The organism is Marinobacter sp. OP 3.4 (assembly GCF_036224885.1).
GTDB lineage: Bacteria > Pseudomonadota > Gammaproteobacteria > Pseudomonadales > Oleiphilaceae > Marinobacter.
In genome coordinates this window covers 38,263-55,012 of record NZ_JAVVLT010000113.1, presented here as the reverse complement: position 1 = coordinate 55,012, position 16,750 = coordinate 38,263, and the positions used below count along the sequence as shown (strand labels likewise).

At 63.4% G+C, this 16,750-nt stretch carries 12 protein-coding genes; all 12 read right to left on the bottom strand.

What is annotated here, in order from left to right:
• Nucleotides 1–49: 49 nt before the first annotated feature.
• The 12 genes from tssH to tssM all read right to left on the bottom strand — a co-directional run bounded on the left by tssH (nucleotide 50) and on the right by tssM (nucleotide 16,738).
• Entirely contained in the window at nucleotides 50–2,674 is a 2,625-nt protein-coding gene (gene tssH / locus RO069_RS19230) for a type VI secretion system ATPase TssH (RefSeq protein ID WP_328189730.1), read from the bottom strand.
• Between the two features lie 14 nt (nucleotides 2,675–2,688).
• Nucleotides 2,689–3,657: a type VI secretion system baseplate subunit TssG gene (gene tssG, locus RO069_RS19225; protein ID WP_328189678.1), complete on the bottom strand. Its 969-nt coding sequence runs from the start codon at nucleotides 3,655–3,657 to the stop codon at nucleotides 2,689–2,691.
• Nucleotides 3,654–5,468, bottom strand: a complete 1,815-nt coding sequence (tssF, locus tag RO069_RS19220) for a type VI secretion system baseplate subunit TssF (RefSeq protein ID WP_328189677.1) — start codon at nucleotides 5,466–5,468, stop codon at nucleotides 3,654–3,656. The genes tssG and tssF overlap by 4 nt, the downstream gene beginning before the upstream one ends.
• Nucleotides 5,468–5,917, bottom strand: coding sequence for a type VI secretion system baseplate subunit TssE (tssE, locus tag RO069_RS19215; RefSeq protein ID WP_328189676.1), 450 nt, complete (start codon nucleotides 5,915–5,917; stop codon nucleotides 5,468–5,470). The genes tssF and tssE overlap by 1 nt, the downstream gene beginning before the upstream one ends.
• A complete protein-coding gene (locus RO069_RS19210) occupies nucleotides 5,914–6,738 on the bottom strand; it encodes a type VI secretion system accessory protein TagJ (protein ID WP_328189675.1) in 825 nt (274 codons plus the stop codon). The genes tssE and RO069_RS19210 overlap by 4 nt, the downstream gene beginning before the upstream one ends.
• 96 nt (nucleotides 6,739–6,834) lie before the next feature.
• The gene (gene tssC / locus RO069_RS19205; RefSeq protein WP_328189674.1) at nucleotides 6,835–8,373 is read right to left on the bottom strand and encodes a type VI secretion system contractile sheath large subunit; all 1,539 of its coding nucleotides are present in this window, start codon (nucleotides 8,371–8,373) and stop codon (nucleotides 6,835–6,837) included.
• Between the two features lie 34 nt (nucleotides 8,374–8,407).
• Nucleotides 8,408–9,907: a type VI secretion system contractile sheath large subunit gene (tssC, locus tag RO069_RS19200; RefSeq protein WP_328189673.1), complete on the bottom strand. Its 1,500-nt coding sequence runs from the start codon at nucleotides 9,905–9,907 to the stop codon at nucleotides 8,408–8,410.
• The gene (gene tssB / locus RO069_RS19195; RefSeq protein WP_328189672.1) at nucleotides 9,904–10,413 is read right to left on the bottom strand and encodes a type VI secretion system contractile sheath small subunit; all 510 of its coding nucleotides are present in this window, start codon (nucleotides 10,411–10,413) and stop codon (nucleotides 9,904–9,906) included. Before tssB ends, tssC (RO069_RS19200) begins: the two co-directional genes overlap by 4 nt.
• Before the next feature lie 111 nt (nucleotides 10,414–10,524).
• Complete coding sequence (gene tssA, locus RO069_RS19190) at nucleotides 10,525–11,670, bottom strand: type VI secretion system protein TssA (protein ID WP_328189671.1); 1,146 nt, start codon at nucleotides 11,668–11,670, stop codon at nucleotides 10,525–10,527.
• Between the two features lie 51 nt (nucleotides 11,671–11,721).
• The gene (locus RO069_RS19185; protein ID WP_328189670.1) at nucleotides 11,722–12,507 is read right to left on the bottom strand and encodes a PP2C family protein-serine/threonine phosphatase; all 786 of its coding nucleotides are present in this window, start codon (nucleotides 12,505–12,507) and stop codon (nucleotides 11,722–11,724) included.
• A gap of 4 nt (nucleotides 12,508–12,511) precedes the next feature.
• Nucleotides 12,512–13,186 carry a type VI secretion system-associated protein TagF gene (tagF, locus tag RO069_RS19180; protein ID WP_328189669.1) on the bottom strand — a complete coding sequence of 225 codons (675 nt, stop codon included), beginning with the start codon at nucleotides 13,184–13,186 and terminating at the stop codon, nucleotides 12,512–12,514.
• Nucleotides 13,187–13,207: 21 nt separating this feature from the next.
• Nucleotides 13,208–16,738 (bottom strand): type VI secretion system membrane subunit TssM, encoded by a 3,531-nt coding sequence (gene tssM / locus RO069_RS19175; protein WP_328189668.1) that lies wholly within the window; start codon nucleotides 16,736–16,738, stop codon nucleotides 13,208–13,210.
• Between the last annotated feature and the right edge of the window lie 12 nt (nucleotides 16,739–16,750).

Sequence of the window (16,750 nt, the reverse complement as noted above, 5' to 3'; positions counted from 1 at the left end):
AGGTTTTTTGTACGTCCTGTAACAAGGACATGGTCATCCTGGCCGCCGCTCAAGCGCCGTCCATGGATTCGGTCTGGCGTTCGGATACCATCCGTGTACTGACAACGACGTCCAGGTCGCCATCATTTACGGTGATATCCACCGCCGTAATCGGGGTTTCATCCGCCAGGCATTCCAGGATTTTCCTGGAGGCGGCGGGCAGCACATCCCGGTGCAGGATCTGCTGGATATTACGGGCGCCGGAGCTGGCTTCGGTGCAACGGTCCACCACGGCGTCCACCACACCATCGTCGTAGCCCAGTGCGACATCGTGATGACGCAGCAGGCGCTGGTTGATACGTTCCAGTTGCAGGCGGGTGATTTCCGCCAGCTGGTCCCGGCCCAGGGGCCGATAGGGCAGCACGGTGGTGCGCCCCAGGAAGGCCGGCTTGAAGATCTCCAGCAACTGGCCCCAGATGGCCGTCTTCAGGGTCTTCGGGTCTTCCGGCGCGGTCATTTCATCCGCGTACAGATCGGCAATCTGCTCGGAACCGGCGTTGGAGGTCATCAGGATCACGGTGTTGCGGAAGTCCACGTCCTGGCCCTCGCCATCCCGCAGGGAGCCCTTGTCGAACACCTGGTAGAAGATGTCCTGCACCCCCGGATGGGCCTTCTCCATCTCGTCCAGCAGGATCACGCTGTAGGGCTTGCGGCGCACGGCTTCGGTGAGCACACCGCCTTCGCCATAGCCGACATAACCGGGGGGCGAGCCCACTAGCTGCGACACCTTGTGCTCCTCCTTGAACTCGGACATGTTGATCACGGTGAGGTTGGACTCGCTGCCGTAGACCTGTTCGGCCAGGGCCAACGCGGTTTCGGTCTTGCCCACGCCGCTGGGACCCACCAGCAGGAACACGCCCAGGGGCTTCTTCTCGTCCGCCAGGTCGGCACGGGCCACACGGATGGTTTCGGCGATATCGTCCAGGGCGTGGTCCTGGCCTTTCACCCGGGTCTTGAGGTTCTGGTCCAGCTTCAGGATGCCGGCCACCTCGTCTGCCTGCATGCGACCCATGGGGATACCCGTCCAGTCGGACAACACTTCCGACACCAACTGACTGTCCACCTGCCAGTGCACCATGGGCTGCTCACGCTCGGCGAGCTGGGCCCGCAGTTCGTTGAGCTCCGAGCGCAGTTCCTCGTCGGCTTCCTCGCTGAGCTTCTCGCCCAACTCGGACGCGGAGGCCACCAGGGTCTGCTCGGTCTGCCAGATTTTCTCCAGGCGTTCGACCTTCTCCTCCGCCTGCTGGCGACGGTCGGCCAGTTCCTCCAGGCGGCGACTGTGGTCGGCCCCGGTGCGGCTTTCCCGGGCGAGGATTTCGTCCTCCAGCTCCAGGGCCGCCAGCTCGGCACGGGCCTTCTCCAGCAGCGTGGGCATGCTGGCCTGGCTCATGGCCACCCGGGCACAGCAAGTGTCCAGCAGGGCCACGGCCTTGTCCGGCAGCTGCCGTCCGGCCAGGAAACGCATGGACAGTCGTACCGCGGTACCGACAGCTTCGTCGGTGATGATGACACCGTGGTGTTTCTCCAAGGTGGGGGCCAGCCCCCGCAGGATCTGGATGGCGATGTCCTCGGAGGGCTCGTCCACCTTCACCACCTGGAAGCGGCGGGTCAGGGCGGCGTCCTTCTCGAAGAATTTCTTGTACTCGGCCCAGGTGGTGGCGGCGATGGTACGCAGTTCACCCCGGGCGAGGGCCGGTTTGAGCAGGTTGGCGGCGTCGTTCTGGCCCGCCTGGCCACCGGCACCCACCATGTTGTGGGCCTCATCGATAAACAGGATCACCGGGTCGACGGAATTCTTCACTTCCTCGATCACGCCCTTGAGGCGATTCTCGAATTCCCCTTTCACACCGGCACCCGCCTGCAGCAGCGCCAGATCCAGGGTCAGCAGCCGGGCCTTTTTCAGGGCCTCGGGCACGGAGCCGTCGGCGATGCGCTGGGCCAGGCCTTCCACCACGGCGGTCTTGCCGACCCCGGCTTCACCGGTGAGGATCGGGTTGTTCTGGCGGCGACGGGTGAGGATGTCGATCATCTGACGGATTTCGTCGTCACGGCCCAGCACCGGGTCCAGCTTGCCTTCCCGGGCCTGACCGGTCAGGTCGATGGTAAACTGGGACAGGTGCTCTTCCTTACCCCGGCCCGCCGGACGACGGGGCTCGGCCGCCTCACTGCCACCCAGCTTGTCCCGAAGTTGGGCCCAGTTGGACAGCAGTTGCTGCGGGTCCAGGCGCTCCAGTTCCCGGGCATGGCGGGTGGCCAGCGCGGCCATGGCGGTATCGTTCAGCAGGGTGTACAGCAGGGTGGCACCGCGCATGGCGGGTTCACCGAACTCGATGGACGTGTCCAGCCAGCACTGTCGCAGCAGGTCCACCAGCCGTGGGGACAGACTCGGCGTGGCGCCACTGCCGGTGCGGAAGCTCTCCAGGCCTTCGTTCAGCTGGTCTTCCAGACGATCGAGGCTGAGGCCGAAGTGGTCGAAGACCAGTGCAAGGTCTTCGTCCCGGGACTGCAACAGGGCCTTCAACAGGTGTTCGGTCTCCACGGTGTGGTGGGTCCGCTGGAAACATTGCCCGACAGCGCCTTCCAGGGCCTGACGGGTGCTGTCGTTCATTTTCTCTACCAGTGACTTCAGAGTCATTGAGGACATCGCGCTTATTCCTTTCCTTGGCTTGGCTTGAAGCTGACTTCCACCTGCCGGTCAGAAGTCGGCCCAGCGGCTATAAAACTGTCGGCACCGAGGCGACCCTGCTGGCCGAGGCGCGCACCGGTCAGGTCCCGGGCCTTGGCCACCAGCAGGTAGCGGACCCGGGTCTGCCCCCCCACCAGGCGGTGGGCCATGCGGGCGACAGCGGCGCTACAGCGCCCCTTGGGCAACACATCCTTCACCTGCTGGCGATTACGGGGATAGAACACCACGTCGGCGCCCCGGTCCGCCATCCAGGCCCGGCTGCCCAGCATGGCGTCTCCCAGCCGGGCGTACTGACCCTCGGGATCCCGGCGGGTCGGCAGCCTGCTCTGGTCTTCCGGAGCCACCCGCACCCAGCCACCCTGCAAGGTACGCACCGCTACCGGCATGCCGGAGACATCCGACAGCACGGCCTTCAACGTGGCGGCAGAGCGGGCGCCCCGGGACATGGCGCCGCCGTACCAGATCTCCCACTGCTGTTCGCTGCCGGTCAGTGACTTGAGGATCCGGGTGAAATCGTCCTCCCCCTTGCGTTCCTGGTGGACCGCCGGCTGGGTCTTTTCCCAGCTTCGGTAGTACAGGGACAGCAACCGGTGGTTGAACAGGTCGAAGAAGTCCCGCATCGCCGGCGATTTCTGTTTCAGTTGCGCCAGCACCATTTCCGAGTAATGGGCCGGCAAGGCACCGCGGGCCCCCGTGAGCCCCATGGTGTCCACCGTCAGTTCCGCCTGTTGCAGGCCGTTGTCGAGCCGGTTCACCTTGCGCTCCACCACATCCTGGCCGGCAAAGCCCATATGCTGGCTCGACCGGAAATGCACCAGCTCCCGATCCGGCCAGCCGTCGTGGCCAATGCGGTGGTAGCCGGCCTTCTCGCCCGGCAACTGGCGTTCGGTGCGCCAGACTTCACGGAAGAAGGTTCCCAGGGGCTGCTTCATACCAGCTCCCTCTCCCCTGCCCGGGCCGGCCAGGCGTGATAGTCGCGGCTGTGTCCGCTAAGGCGGATGCGCAGACGGGTGAAACTGTTAAGCTGGGCAAACTGGGCCAGGAAACGGTCCAGTACCGCCGAGAACAGGTAGATGCTGGTGCCGGCATACCGGGGTCGGGAAAAGGTGATCCGGAACTCGGTGCCCTGGGTCAGGCCGCTACGCACGCCCTTGCCCACCCGGGCGGCCACCCGGCGTACCTCGACCTTTTCGATACCTTCCACCATGGCCCGGGATTCCGGTGTCTGGCGGAAGTCGTACAGCTGCAGCACCGCCTTGAGGCGTTCACAGGCGTCGTCGCCGGTGAAGTATTCCAGGTTCAGGTGGCGGATAAACTGCCACCGGCTAGCCCCGGAGAGTTCCGGGCGCACCGTGGAGGTGGGCGCCAGCAGCGCCACCGCCCTGTCGATCAACGGTTCGGAGACCGCCTTGAAGGTGGGATCACCACCGCCGAACGGCAGCCGGTCCGGCACGTTGCGGTTGCAGCACTGGGCCTTGATGACCAGTGCCTCGTCGTCGGGGATGGCATCCAGGTCGCGGTTCTCGTAGCGGTTGTCCACCAGGCTGAGGACGGTTTCCGTGCCCGGCTCCAACTGACCGCCCACCCAGTCCGCCGGGCGCCGCTGCAAGTGCCAGAACAGGTCCAGGTCGGTTTGCCAGCGGGGATGCCCCAGGCCGTAGTAGGGGGCCATCTCGCGGATCTTGCCGCTGTTCACCAGGGACACGGAATCCACGTTAACCACCTCGAAGGCATCCGCCTTGCGGTAGCGGGACACCAGCCGGTGCTCATGGCGGGTATCATCCAGCGGCGAGGGTTCCAGGGTTTCCTCGAACAGGTTGACCACCGGCACGCACCAAAGCCGCATATGATCCGACTGGAAGCTTTTCTCCAGCTCGGGGGAGGTTTCCGACAGATAGAAGGTGATGTCGATTTCCGTCGCCTCCGGCCAGCAACCGGTCATGTCATCAAGCTGGGTAAACAGGAACTTCTCCGGGAACAGGAAGAACTCCGTCAGCAGACGGTAGCCCGCCATACTGCGCTTGCTGTAGGGGACCAGCGCCTCGTTCTCATCGAAGCCCACCGGACGGATGCGATTGGCCGGCAGGAACGTCGACTGGCGTCGGTCACTCACCGGCGCGATGGCCACCCCCAGGCCGGTGCGGTGGATCAGGTCATAGAGCTCGTTGCTCAGGTGGGCCTGACCGTGGAGGAAGAACCTCAGCCATGGCAGGTCAATCTCACTGAACGGGGTCGGCGCCGACAGTCGCAGCGTGATCACGCTCTGGGCGCCTTCGGTGCCCGGCGGGCGCGGCGCATCGAACGGCGCGTTCTGGAAATCGGCGCTCTCCACGGTCACTGGTGCGATGTAGTGGTCACCGGGGGCGCGGAACTCGCAGTCCGGCATCTTTTCCACCCGGGTCTCGAAGGCCTGTCCCTCGGTCAGTGGCGAGCAGTGGGTCTGGGCCCGGGAGGCCGTCAACTGCAGTACCGTCATGGACGGGATCGGTGCCTGATAGTCGGGATACAGGCTGCCCATCAGGATATCCGTCAGTTCCGGAAAATGGCCGTCCAGGCGCTGGCGGATCTGGGACGTCAGGAACGCCACCCCTTCCAGCAAACGGGACACATGGGGGTCTTCCACGGCTTCATCACTCACCCGCAGCCGACCTGCCACCTTCGGGTAGGCACGGGCAAACTCGGCACCCTGACGTCGCAGGTAGGCCAGCTCGCGGTTGTAATACTGAAGAAGCTCTTCACTCATCAGGCACACTCCTGAAGGGTCACTGCCAGGGTGACCGGTTCGACTTCCGAATCAAATGCAACCGGTTCGGGCACTGGATCCACCAGCAGTACCGCATCGATACGCAGCCTTAGCTGACGGTCCAGGGGCGCCTCCGCATCCCGCATGGCAACCTGGACACGGGTCAGGCGGGGCTCGAACCGGTTGATGGTGTTGCGGACCTCATCGCAGAGCCACTGGCGGCCATCTTCCGTACTCAGGTCCATGACCGTGAAGTCCGGCAGGCCGTAGCCCAGTACCGAGGTCTGCAATTCCCTGCCCCCCTGATCCAGCGGTAACCAGGACCGGCGGGCGTTCAGCAGACACTCCAGATCGCGACGGACAGCCTGGCGGATACGGGCGAGGGTCGGACGGCTGTCGTCCCCCTCCGCCAGTCTGTCGAGCACGCTCATCTGGAGTTTGGTGTTCATCCGTTGGCCCCTGCGTCCGCGGTCTCACTGGTGGCCGGTTCGTCACAACACTCAAGGAGGCGGACGCTCTCCAGGGTGACGGCGTCGTCACCCAGCAGGAAGGTTTTCAGGCCGAGGCCGGTGACCAGACCGCCATCGTGCTCCTGCCAGTCGGTTTCACGACCCAGTTTCTGGTTCGCGGTCTGGCTGCGCAGGTAAGTCAGCGGTACAAATACCTCGCCCTGGCGGCCATCCTTCAGGGTGACGCTGGCGCGGCGCCAGATCATTTCCACCGGCGAGGTGGCGGCGTGGAACTCCACTTCCTGGATATCACTCCACAGCCACAGGTAGTAATGGCCATCGGTGCCCAGGCCTTCGAAAAAGCCGGCAAGACTGTCGTCGCAATCGCGGAAACCCCCTTCCTGGTCGCCAACCCGGTAACGGGTGTCGGTGCGACCGGCTTCCAGGTTGCGGGCTGCCTCGGATGCGGCTTCCGGGTTGCCTTCGGTCAGGTTCAGGTTGACCGCCAGCAGGGCTTCAAGCTGCTCACCCGGGGTGGCCACCACGTCGTCGGCGAGCTTGCCGTCAGCCAGGGCCAGGCGGGCGTGCTGCGCCCGCATCAACTGACGCAGGTTGGCGGCGCCGGCGAGCCAGTCCGGCTGGTGTTTGGCGAGGGACATCAACATCTCGTCGGCCCGTTCCAGCTGGCCGTCCAGGCACAGCAGTTCGATCAGGCAGGCGCGCACATCGGTGGCTGAGGGATCCTTGCGGAGTATGTCCTGGGCTTGGGTAATGGCCTCGTCCAGTTGGCCTGAAGACAGCAGTTCCCTGATCGCTTCCATTCTCGGTTTCCTTCTTCCGTGGCCGGCAAACCGGCCAGTGGTTTGTCCTTTTGTCCAGCGTCCTGGCTGGATGGCCTGCCTCGGCAGGCCAGCGCATTATATCCGGTTAACAGGCGTTAACTCGGTGATCAGCTTCATACCCGTGACCAACTGATCAATCTGGAAATGGGGTTGCAGGCGAATGACCGAGTAGAATTTGCCAGGGTCACCCGCCCTGGCCTTCACCGACACATGGGCATCCCGTAGCGGGAAGCGGGCCCGCATCTCGTCCGATGCACCCTCGGTGGCCATGGTGTAGCCCCGCAGCCACTTGCGCAGCTGTTCCTCGCAGTCCTCGGGAGTGCGGTAGCCGCCCACCCGGTCGCGCCCCATCACCTTGAGGTAGTGGGCAAAGCGGGAAACACAGAGGGTGTAATGGAGCATGGCGGAGAGCCGCGCGCTCATTTCCGCTGACGGTTTCTCGTAGGCCGCCGGCTGTTGCACCGAGGGTACCGAGTGAAAGGCCAGCATCTCGGTATTGGCCAGTGGCGACAAGGGCAGGAAACCTTCGTCCGCCAGTGCCCGTTCCATCCTGTCGGTGATCTGCCAGTCCACCGCGTGGCGACTGGGAAAGAGCACCCCGGTTCTGGTGTTTGCCTGGATGGAGGGCAGGTTGTCCACCACCCCATGGGCCACCTGGCCCGCCCGGAACCCGCGGATCTGGGCAAACCAGCCGGATTCGCAGAAGGCACGGATCGCCACGGTGCCAAATCCGAAACAGGCCGGCCCCCACAGGTAGTCGGTGGCGGCCTGGCTGCCGGACTCCCGGAACCGGAAACCCTCGACGCCCTGCCCCGGCCCCAAGTGAGGAGCCCGCAGCATGATCCGGGGCATGGCCAGCCCCAGGAAGCGGGCATCCTCTTCCTGTCGCAGCGACTGCCACTTCACCAGCTCCGGCTGGCTGAAATGGCTCTCCAGCTCGCTGACGGCGGTGAGGTCGGCAAACTGATCGACGCCAAAGAAACTGGGATCGGCATTGACGATCACCGGTGCAAATGCCGCGGCACCCACCCGAGCCAGCTCCTTGAGGGTATCCATATTGGACTGGCCACCCTCGGTGCGGTGGCTGACCGTGTAGGTTCCGAGCAACAGACCAAAGGGCTCACCACCCGGGTTACCGAACTCCTCGGAGTAGATCTTGGCAAACAGGCGGGAATGGTCGAACTCAATGGACCGGGTCAGGTCCTTGCGCAGCTGGTTCCAGCTCAGGTCCAGGAAACGGACCTTCACCAGGCCCTCACTGTCGCTTTCCACCACCTGGTCCGACAGCAGTTGCAGACCACGCCAGTTGGCTTCCAGGGCCTGGAAGTCCGGATGGTGGAGGATCGCATTGATCTGGTCGTTGAGCAGCCGGTCCAGCTTGACCAGCATCCCAGCCAGCAGTGCCGTGATATCCGGGCGTGTCCACTGCCTTTCCGGATCCGTCCGGCCCAGCAGCAGCAACAGCGCCTGCATATCGTCGGCCTCGGCCACCAGCCGCTCGGCAAAGCCCCGATCCGGTACGATCGGGGCCTTCGCCGGTGGCTGGCGATCAAGGTAATCCTTGTCAACGAAGCTCAGCGCTGCGCCCATAAAGCATCCCTGCTTATCGTTCATTCCTGATTCCCGTTGGGGGTGTCACCCGCCAGGATCAGTTCCCCATTTCCGGAATCTTGGCGACCATACGGAGGGACGTGGTCAGTTCCTCCATCTGCAGCCAGGGCCGGAGCCAGGCGATGGCATTGTAGGAACCGGGACGACCCGGAATCTCACGCACCTGTACCCGGGCATCCGCCAGCGGGAACTTGGCACGGATTTCCTGACCACCGCCTTCAGAGGCGTTCACGTAGTTCAGGATCCAGCGGTTCAGCCAGTGTTCCACGTCCTCGGCTTCCATGAAGGAGCCGATCTTGTCCCGGGCCATCACCTTCAGGTAGTGGGCAAAACGGGAGGTGGCCATCATGTACGGCAGGCGTGCGGAAATGGCCGCGTTGGCGGTGGCATCCGGGTTGTCGTAGATCTTCGGGCGCTGGCAGGTCTGGGCCCCGAAGAACACGGCGTAGTCGGTGTTCTTGTAGTGACACAGGGGCAGGAAGCCCAGCTTGCTCAGTTCCGCCTCACGACGGTCGGTAATGCCGATCTCGGTGGGGCACTTCAGGTCCGGGTCGCCATCGTCGCTCTGGAAGATGTGGGCCGGCAGGCCTTCCACCTTGCCGCCGCCCTCGGCGCCACGTATCGCGGTGCAGAAGCCGTACTTGGCGAAGGCGTTGGTCATGCGGCTGCCCATGACATAGGCCGCGTTCATCCAGCAGTAATCCTCGTGGTCGGGTTCGACCGCCATGCCGGTATCCGAATCCACCTCGAATTCCTCGAAGCCGAACTCCTCCACCGGACGGGTGGCCTGACCGTAGGGCAGGCGTGCCAGCACCCGGGGCATGGTGAGGGTCACGAAGCGGGAATCCTCGCTCTCCCGGAACGAACGCCACTTGGTGTATTCCAGGGACTCAAATACCTTCTCCAGGTCCCGGGGCTTGGACAGCTCTGTCCAGTCATCAAACCCGAACAGGCCGGAGCCACCGGCGGAGATGAACGGGCAGAAGCCGGCCGCCGCCACGTTGGACATCAGGCTCAGGGTCTCGATGTCGTTCGGGTGGTTGGTGAACTGGTAGTCACCAATCATGGCGCCGTACGGTTCACCACCGGCGGTACCGAACTCGGATTCGTAGATCTTCTTGAAGACCTGGCTCTGGTCAAATTCCACCGCCTTGGACAGATCCTTATGCAGCTCTTTCTTGCTCATGTTGAGCATGCGGATCTTCAGGGTGGCGCTGGTTTCGGAGTTCATCACCAGGTGATGCAGGCCACGCCAGGTGCCTTCCAGCTGCTGGAACTCCTCCTGGTGCATGATTTCCGACAACTGGGTGGAGATCAGCTTGTCGATCTGGGCAATGGCCTGACGGAAGGTGATGGTCAGGTTCTTGTTCCAGGTCACCGTGCCTTTCATGGCCTCGTCCGCCAGCGTGCGGATCAGCTCCCGGGCGCGGTCGCTCTCGGTCTGCTTGGTGGCGCCAATGGCCTGGTCCAGCAGACTCTGTGATGCTTCTTCGGCTAGCGCGGCTTCGTTCTCCGCCGCCTGGGTTTCGGCACTCATTCCTTGTCCCCCTCGGTCTCACCAAGATCGGCGTTCAGTTTCTGCAGATCGTCGGAATTGTTCAGGACCCGCTCCAGCAGCTCTTCCAGTTCCTCGGAACGGTCCACCTTGGTCATCAGGTCCCGCAGTCTGTTCCGGGTTTCCATCAGTTCCCGCAGCGGCTCCACCTGGTTGACCACGGCCGCCGGCTGGAAGTCGTCCATGGAGTTGAACGCCAGGTCAACGGCAATCTGGGAGTCGTCATCGGAAAGCTTGTTGTCGACCTTCAGCTTCAGCTTGGGTGCCATCCGGCGCAGGACGTCGTCGAAGTTGTCCCGGTCGATCTGGATGAACCGACGGTCTTTCAGCGGCTTGGGACTGTCACTGTTGTTGCCCGAGAAATCCCCCATGACACCAACCACAAAGGGGAGCTCTTTCTTGACCATTGCCCCTTCGGTTTCAACATCATAGGTAATGTGTACCCGGGGTTTCCGGACCCTGGATAATTTGTCGTGAATGCTGTCCATGTCTCTGTCTCCTGTAGCGCTTCACTGGTTGGGGAGCGTCTGAATAGATCCTGTCTGTGTCTGTTCCCAGAGCCGTTCAGGGCCTATTCAGAGGCTCCTTAGGTGCCGCTGTCACTCCCGCGGCTCGGGGGCCGGCACTCCGGTCAGACGGTAGAAACCATCACGGGCACCACCATCGTCAATCAGTTCCTGCATCAATTCCGGCAATGACATGTCGCTCCAGCGCACGGCCTGGCGAATGGCATAGGACACCGGGGAATGGGGTTCGGTCTTAAGGAAGAAATCCGACAACCGGCGCAACTCCGCCAGGGCCTCGGCCCGGCTTTCAATGGCCACCTGCACCGGATCCACCTTGCGGGCCGGGGCCACGCCATCGGGCGATTCATCGGAGGACTCGATGCCGCCGTCCTCGTTGCTGTCGGCAACGGGCTCGGGGGCATGCTGCCGGGTCCAGTCATCGATACGTGCGCCGGCGTGATGGGACAACACGGCCAGGCAACGGTCCAGGGCCTGACGGACATTGGTGGTGGGCTGCGGCTCGCCCATTACCTCATCCATCACATCGGACAACTCACTGAAAGCCTGCTGGGCGCGATGGATGGCCTCGCGGGTAGAGGCCAGTTCCTCGACCGGTGTCGTGGCAACCGCTGCCGTAAGTTCATCCGGGGACGCAGCACCCGCCTTGATACGGTTCAGGGCCCGCTCTTCGTCCAGGCGACCAACCTCGGCAGCCTGCTCGGCGTGCCAGGTGGCAAAGGAGCCACCATCGTCGGACTGAAACAGGGGCACCGAGAGGATCGGCTGGATCAGGGTACCTTCGGCATCGAGACCATTCAGGCCCACCAGCGGCGCAATGCGGGTGGCCAGTCCTTCCTCGTCGGGGGCGGGATAGAGGTTATCCCAATGGTTCAGGAGCAGCTCCCGGGCCAGCATGAAGCCGTCCGCGAGCCCGACGAAGCCGTGCTCGCGGCACAGGGCTTCAATCAGCCAGGCCACGTACTCCAGGTCCTTGGTACGCTCGGTCAGCAGCACGGGGATCTCCCGGGCCATTTCACGCCATTGCGGAACCTGGACCACTTCATCGTCGGCGAGTACCTGGCGCTCCAGGGCCCGGGCCTGACTGCGCAGATCCTTCAGGGTGAAATAGGGTGATGCGGGTGATGCGTCCTCACGGGTGTCGTCGCCACAGGGTTGATCCTGGGAGATGTCAGCCAGTAGTGAGGAGATGTCCAGAAGATGGGCGGTTTGATCTGTCATGAGGCTTCCTGCCGTCGTACTCCATTGATCCTTCAATCGTGTTCCTTCACGTTACGGTAACCGGAGTCTCATCGGGATCGTCTCGTCATCCCCTCCAGTCACGTCGCCTGGACTATAGCAACGATCGGGCACTTTAACAATGATACAGGTGATGTTGTCATTGCATTTCTTGATAAGCAGTGAGTGCATCATTGCCTGACTGACGTCGTGGATCGGACCGCCGTTCAGGAACGCCCTGATCTCGGCATTTTCCAGCTCCTTGCTGACACCGTCACTGCAAAGCATGAAGGTGTCGCCGGGTTCCACCTGGCCGGACCGGTAGTCCAGAGTCAGGCTGTCATCCACCCCGAGGGCCCGGGTAATCACATGGGCCAACGGGTGACGTTCCGCTTCACGCTCGTCCAGCACCCCCTGTTCCACCATATCAGCCACCTGGCTGTGGTCACGGGAAAGCTGGTTCATCTCATTGTCCCGGAGCCGGTAACAGCGACTGTCGCCAGCCCAGAACAGGTGGTACGCGTCCCCTTCGATCAACAGCGCCACCACCGTGGACCCCAGGGTCTGGCCATCCAGCTCCTCACGACCGAATAGCCGGATACGCTGGTTGGCCTGCTGGATTGCCTGCTCCAGCTCAACTTTGCCCAGCATACCGTCATGTCGTCGCCGGGCACTGGTAACCGTGTCACAGATCAGTTGACTGGCCACATCCCCGGCGCGATAACCGCCCATGCCGTCCGCCACCACCCAGAGACCGCTGTCGGTGAACTCAACGAAAGCATCTTCGTTGTGCTCACGGACCGCTCCCCGATGGGTAAACGCCACGGACTCCGCCTGCATGGTGTTATTGCTCCTCAAGTTCTGCCTGCTGCCAACCATGATTTTGCCACTTTCCCACCATCATCGCTGCAAATTGCCCGACCTTGGGCAGGCCATCGGTCAGCAGGGTGGCCGGCTCCACGAATGCCGAACCCTGTGTCCACCACACCGCCAGCCCGTTCTGCCGCCGCAACAGGGCATCCAGCCATTCGGACTCCCGGGCCGCGCCCGGAATCATCAGGTTGCCCTCGGTAACCGGCCACGCCAGACGGCTGCTGTCGGATGCAGGCAGCGCCACATCCACCAGTTTCTGGCGCCAGGGTTCCTCTTCCCAGCCGTCGTCCAGCACCGCCAGGATGCAGTCCTCCATGGCCGCCGCCCAGTCCGGGTGCCGCCAAGCGTCCATGGCCACACCATCGTAGTCCGCCACCGCCAGGAACGGGAAATGGCGACCCACCCGATCCACGGAGGGGATCATGGTACCCACCACACCGGTTTCCGCCATACCGCCAGGCCCGGCACAGAAATGCCAGATGGGCGCGGTCAGATAGGCGTCCATCCAGTTATCCCCCAACTGGTCACGACTGACCGCCAGACTGGCCTGACACCACTCGAAGAACAGGTCGCGGATTTCCGGGTGCACATTGTGGGTGAGGAAGTCTCCCCTGCCCGGCACCTTTCCCATGTATCCCCAACTCATGATGGCTTGTCCTCGTTATTATCAGAGTCTCGACGGCAACCGGAAGTTGTTCAGCACCGACAGGTCGAACGGATGCTTCACCGAATCCGGCGTCATCTCCAGGGTGGCCAGGTAACCGTCGGACAGGATGTCCACGTTGCGGCTGCGGCCGGCCCCCGACAGGCCGCCATAGGCACCGAGGAAGCGGAACAGGGCCCAGTCGCCATCGAAGTTTGCCTGGATGGCGGTATCGGTTCCCGTGCCACGGGTCATGGTCACCCGCACGCCCGCCCCGGACTGCAGCGGCCAGTCGAAGGCCATGGTCCGTGGGGGGCCATGACGGTAGCCGAGGGTCCGGTCGCCAATCCTCAGCTGGAGCCTGGCCACCCGGCCATCCAGGTAGGCCGGTCTGAGCGTGAAGGACGCCTTCAGGGTCTGGGTGCCACTGACAAAGAAGGCCTCGCGGATGCGTCTTGCCTGCAGGAACACCTGCAGGCTGGACTGGCGGATACCCGCCGCCGGCGACAACGACCAGGGTGATGTGCTGGTGTCCACATGTTCGGCCACATGGTCCTGGAAGAAGGTGTCCAGCACGCCTCCATAGCCGAAGAAGGCGGCGAAATCCGCCAGGGCAACCTCCGAGTCCGCCTGCGGGGCCAGCGGATACTGCCCGGCGATGGCATCCTGGTACTCCCGGTAGACATTGGCCCGCCAGATGTCGTTCACCCGACGGGTGGAGGACACTTTCACCAGCCGCCGGGCGTCCCCGGGAACTTCACCCAGCCAGGTCTGCAACTGGGGCGACTGGCTGTTGCCAATGGCCGCGTGGAGGGTTTTCACCGCATTGTCGAAGTCGGACCGGGACACCGTGGCATAGGCCTCGGACATCCCCTGATCCTGCTCCGCCAGGTAGCGGGACATGGTCCGCGCCCGGTCCTTGATGGTCCCCAGGGTTTCCTCGCTCACCTCGTGGAGGGGGCGGAAGGCCCGGTCCACCGGCGTCAGCGTGTGCTCGGCGACCATGTTCTCCGGCATGATACGGCTCATGCGATCGAAGGCGCGGCTCTTGCGACGCAATTCTTCCTGCGCCATGTCGCTGGCGTTGCCCATCGCCTCCCCGGCCGCCGGGTCCATTTCCTCTTCCACGGACAAGAGGGTATTGAAACGGATAGCCTCTACCAACCGGTCAATGGGCGCCTCCGGGCCGGACAACAGGCTCATCAGGTAACGGCCCTCACGGGTACTGTCGAAACGACGTACCTGTAGGTCGGCGAGCAACTGCTCCCAGGCATGGATGTAATCCCGGAAGTAACGGTCCTCCACCAGCTGCTTGATGCGACCCTCGTCCAGGTTGCGGAAGTCTTCCGTCTCTTCTCCGTAGACCCAGGAATCCTCCAGCAGGTGGCCAACCACCTGGTCCCGCTCCGCCTCGAACAGGCCGCGGTAGCCGTTGGCGGTATAGAGCCCGGGGATACCCTCCCGCATGGGTGTTCCGGACCGCCGTTCAAAGACCTCCTCGGCCACGGTACCCAGCACCTTGTTCACGGTGAACTCCGGCAGCCCCGCGCCCAGGGCATCGGCACGGATGCGCTGGTAAGCCCGCTCGTCCAGGGGCATGGCGGTCAGTTCACCGCGGGCCCGGGAGACCAGTTCCCGGTCTGCCGGGATAGTGTGGTTCAGGGCCAGGTACTGCCCCAGGTGCTGGTCAAGTTCCTCCCGGGATGGCCGGTTGACCTCACCGGGAATCTGCCGCGACAGCATGAACTCGAACCAGGCTTCCACCTGTACCTGCTCAAAGTGCTCCCGGTTGCTGACCATCAGGTAGGTCTTCAGGCTTTCGTAGAGGTAGTCCAGGTTACCCAGGTTGACGGCGATCTCGTCTTCCATGGACTGCCGGAAGCTGTCCGCAAAGCGATACTGCAGCAGCCGCCCGTAGGCCCCTTCCGCCGCCTGGGCCAGGGCGCCGTTATGGAAGAACCCCAGGGGATAGTTGCCCCCTTCCGGCAACGGCGTACCCATTACACCCGGCATGTGGGCGGCGGTATTGAGCGTGTCGTTGAGCACCAGCCAGTTGCCGTCACTGGTTTCCAGGCGATTCATATCATCCCGGAGTTGATCCATGTCGCCACGGTAGGTGGCTATCAGGTCCCGGTTCCACTGGTATTCCAGGTACCAGGACGCACCGATACCCGCGGTCACCAGCACCATGGCCGCCACCGCCACCTGACGCAGGCGTCGATACCGACGGTCCTTGGCGCCATCGGCCATGGCCAGGCCGTATTCGGAGAAGATAATGCTGTCGAACAGGCGATGCAGGAAGAAGCCATCGCTGGGAAGACCATTGCTGCCGGGACGACCGTGGCTGGGCACGTTCAGCCGGAGCTGGCGGTCCACCAGGGAGGACACCTTGTCGCTGGTGCGACCGTCCTGCTCCGATGACACCAGGTAGATGCCCCGCAACAGCGGCACGTCCTCATAGGCGGAGGGGAAGAACACTTCCTTCATCAGGTTCCACAGCGGTGCCTTCAACAGGGCCACCTGCTTGGGGAACTGGTAGATACGCCGGCGGGTTTCCGGCGTGCGTTCCTGTTGCAACCGGTGCAGCAGGAAGTGACTCAGGCGCTCCTGAAGGCCATCGAACTCCTGCTCGAAGCTGGCAGGCAGTTGCTCCGGATCACGGACCGAATGCAGATCGAAGGTGATGCCGAACACTTCCTCCCGCTCCTGCTCCGAGAGCATGGCGAAGGTATCCGAAAAACCCTCCAGCAGGTCGAACTTGGTGAGCAGCACATAGACCGGGAACACCACGCCCAGGCGGTTGCGCAGTTCCTGCACCCGCTGTTTCAGGGCCCGGGCATGGAGCTGGCGTTCCGTGGGCGTCTGCTCCAGCAGGTCGGCCACGCTCACCGACAGGATCACGCCATTGATGGGCTGGCGGGAGCGGTACTTGCGCAGCAACCCCAGGAACGACTTCCAGCCCTTGGCATCCCGCTTGTCGCCGGATTCCTGGGTGGTGTAGCGGCCAGCGGTATCGATGATGACGGCGCGATTGGTGAACCACCAGTCGCAGTAGCGGGTACCGCCAACGCCCTTCACGGAATCCAGCCCCATCTCGCTCTTGAGGGGAAACTCCAGGCCGGAGTTAAGCAGTGCGGTGGACTTGCCGGAGCCGGGGGCACCGATAATCATGTACCAGGGCAGCTCGTAAACGGAGCGGAAACGCCCCGGCTTCCACTGTTTCATCAGCGCCAAGGCCTTGCGCAGGTTGTTGCGCTGGGTTTCCATCTCCTCCTTGAGCAACTCGTCCTGCTCGTTGCCCGCCATCATCTCGGTGACAACCTTCTCGTTGTCCTTGCGCTGACGACGTGCGCGCCACAGGCTGACCGCCAGGAACACGATGACCAGACACAACAGAAATACCAGCCGTGCCGTGACCGAGGCCAGGGGCTTGTAGTCGGCGATGGCCAGCAACGGGCCACCGAACCAGATCAGCAACACCAGGGCCACTAGGCCCAGGAACAGGAATACCCTGCGCCAGGTGATAAAACCGGTTATCCGGCGAATCCATGCCATAACTCAGACCTC

What these genes read in the sequence shown, in the direction of transcription:
- RO069_RS19185 (WP_328189670.1), bottom strand. Translation starts at nt 12,507, where the DNA reads ATGCAGGCGGAGTCCGTGGCGTTTACCCATCGGGGAGCGGTCCGTGAG.
- tssC (WP_328189673.1), bottom strand. Translation starts at nt 9,907, where the DNA reads ATGAGTGCCGAAACCCAGGCGGCGGAGAACGAAGCCGCGCTAGCCGAA.
- tssA (WP_328189671.1), bottom strand. Translation starts at nt 11,670, where the DNA reads ATGACAGATCAAACCGCCCATCTTCTGGACATCTCCTCACTACTGGCT.
- tssH (WP_328189730.1), bottom strand. Translation starts at nt 2,674, where the DNA reads ATGACTCTGAAGTCACTGGTAGAGAAAATGAACGACAGCACCCGTCAG.
- tssE (WP_328189676.1), bottom strand. Translation starts at nt 5,917, where the DNA reads ATGAACACCAAACTCCAGATGAGCGTGCTCGACAGACTGGCGGAGGGG.
- RO069_RS19210 (WP_328189675.1), bottom strand. Translation starts at nt 6,738, where the DNA reads ATGGAAGCGATCAGGGAACTGCTGTCTTCAGGCCAACTGGACGAGGCC.
- tssG (WP_328189678.1), bottom strand. Translation starts at nt 3,657, where the DNA reads ATGAAGCAGCCCCTGGGAACCTTCTTCCGTGAAGTCTGGCGCACCGAA.
- tssF (WP_328189677.1), bottom strand. Translation starts at nt 5,468, where the DNA reads ATGAGTGAAGAGCTTCTTCAGTATTACAACCGCGAGCTGGCCTACCTG.
- tssB (WP_328189672.1), bottom strand. Translation starts at nt 10,413, where the DNA reads ATGGACAGCATTCACGACAAATTATCCAGGGTCCGGAAACCCCGGGTA.
- tagF (WP_328189669.1), bottom strand. Translation starts at nt 13,186, where the DNA reads ATGAGTTGGGGATACATGGGAAAGGTGCCGGGCAGGGGAGACTTCCTC.
- tssM (WP_328189668.1), bottom strand. Translation starts at nt 16,738, where the DNA reads ATGGCATGGATTCGCCGGATAACCGGTTTTATCACCTGGCGCAGGGTA.
- tssC (WP_328189674.1), bottom strand. Translation starts at nt 8,373, where the DNA reads ATGAACGATAAGCAGGGATGCTTTATGGGCGCAGCGCTGAGCTTCGTT.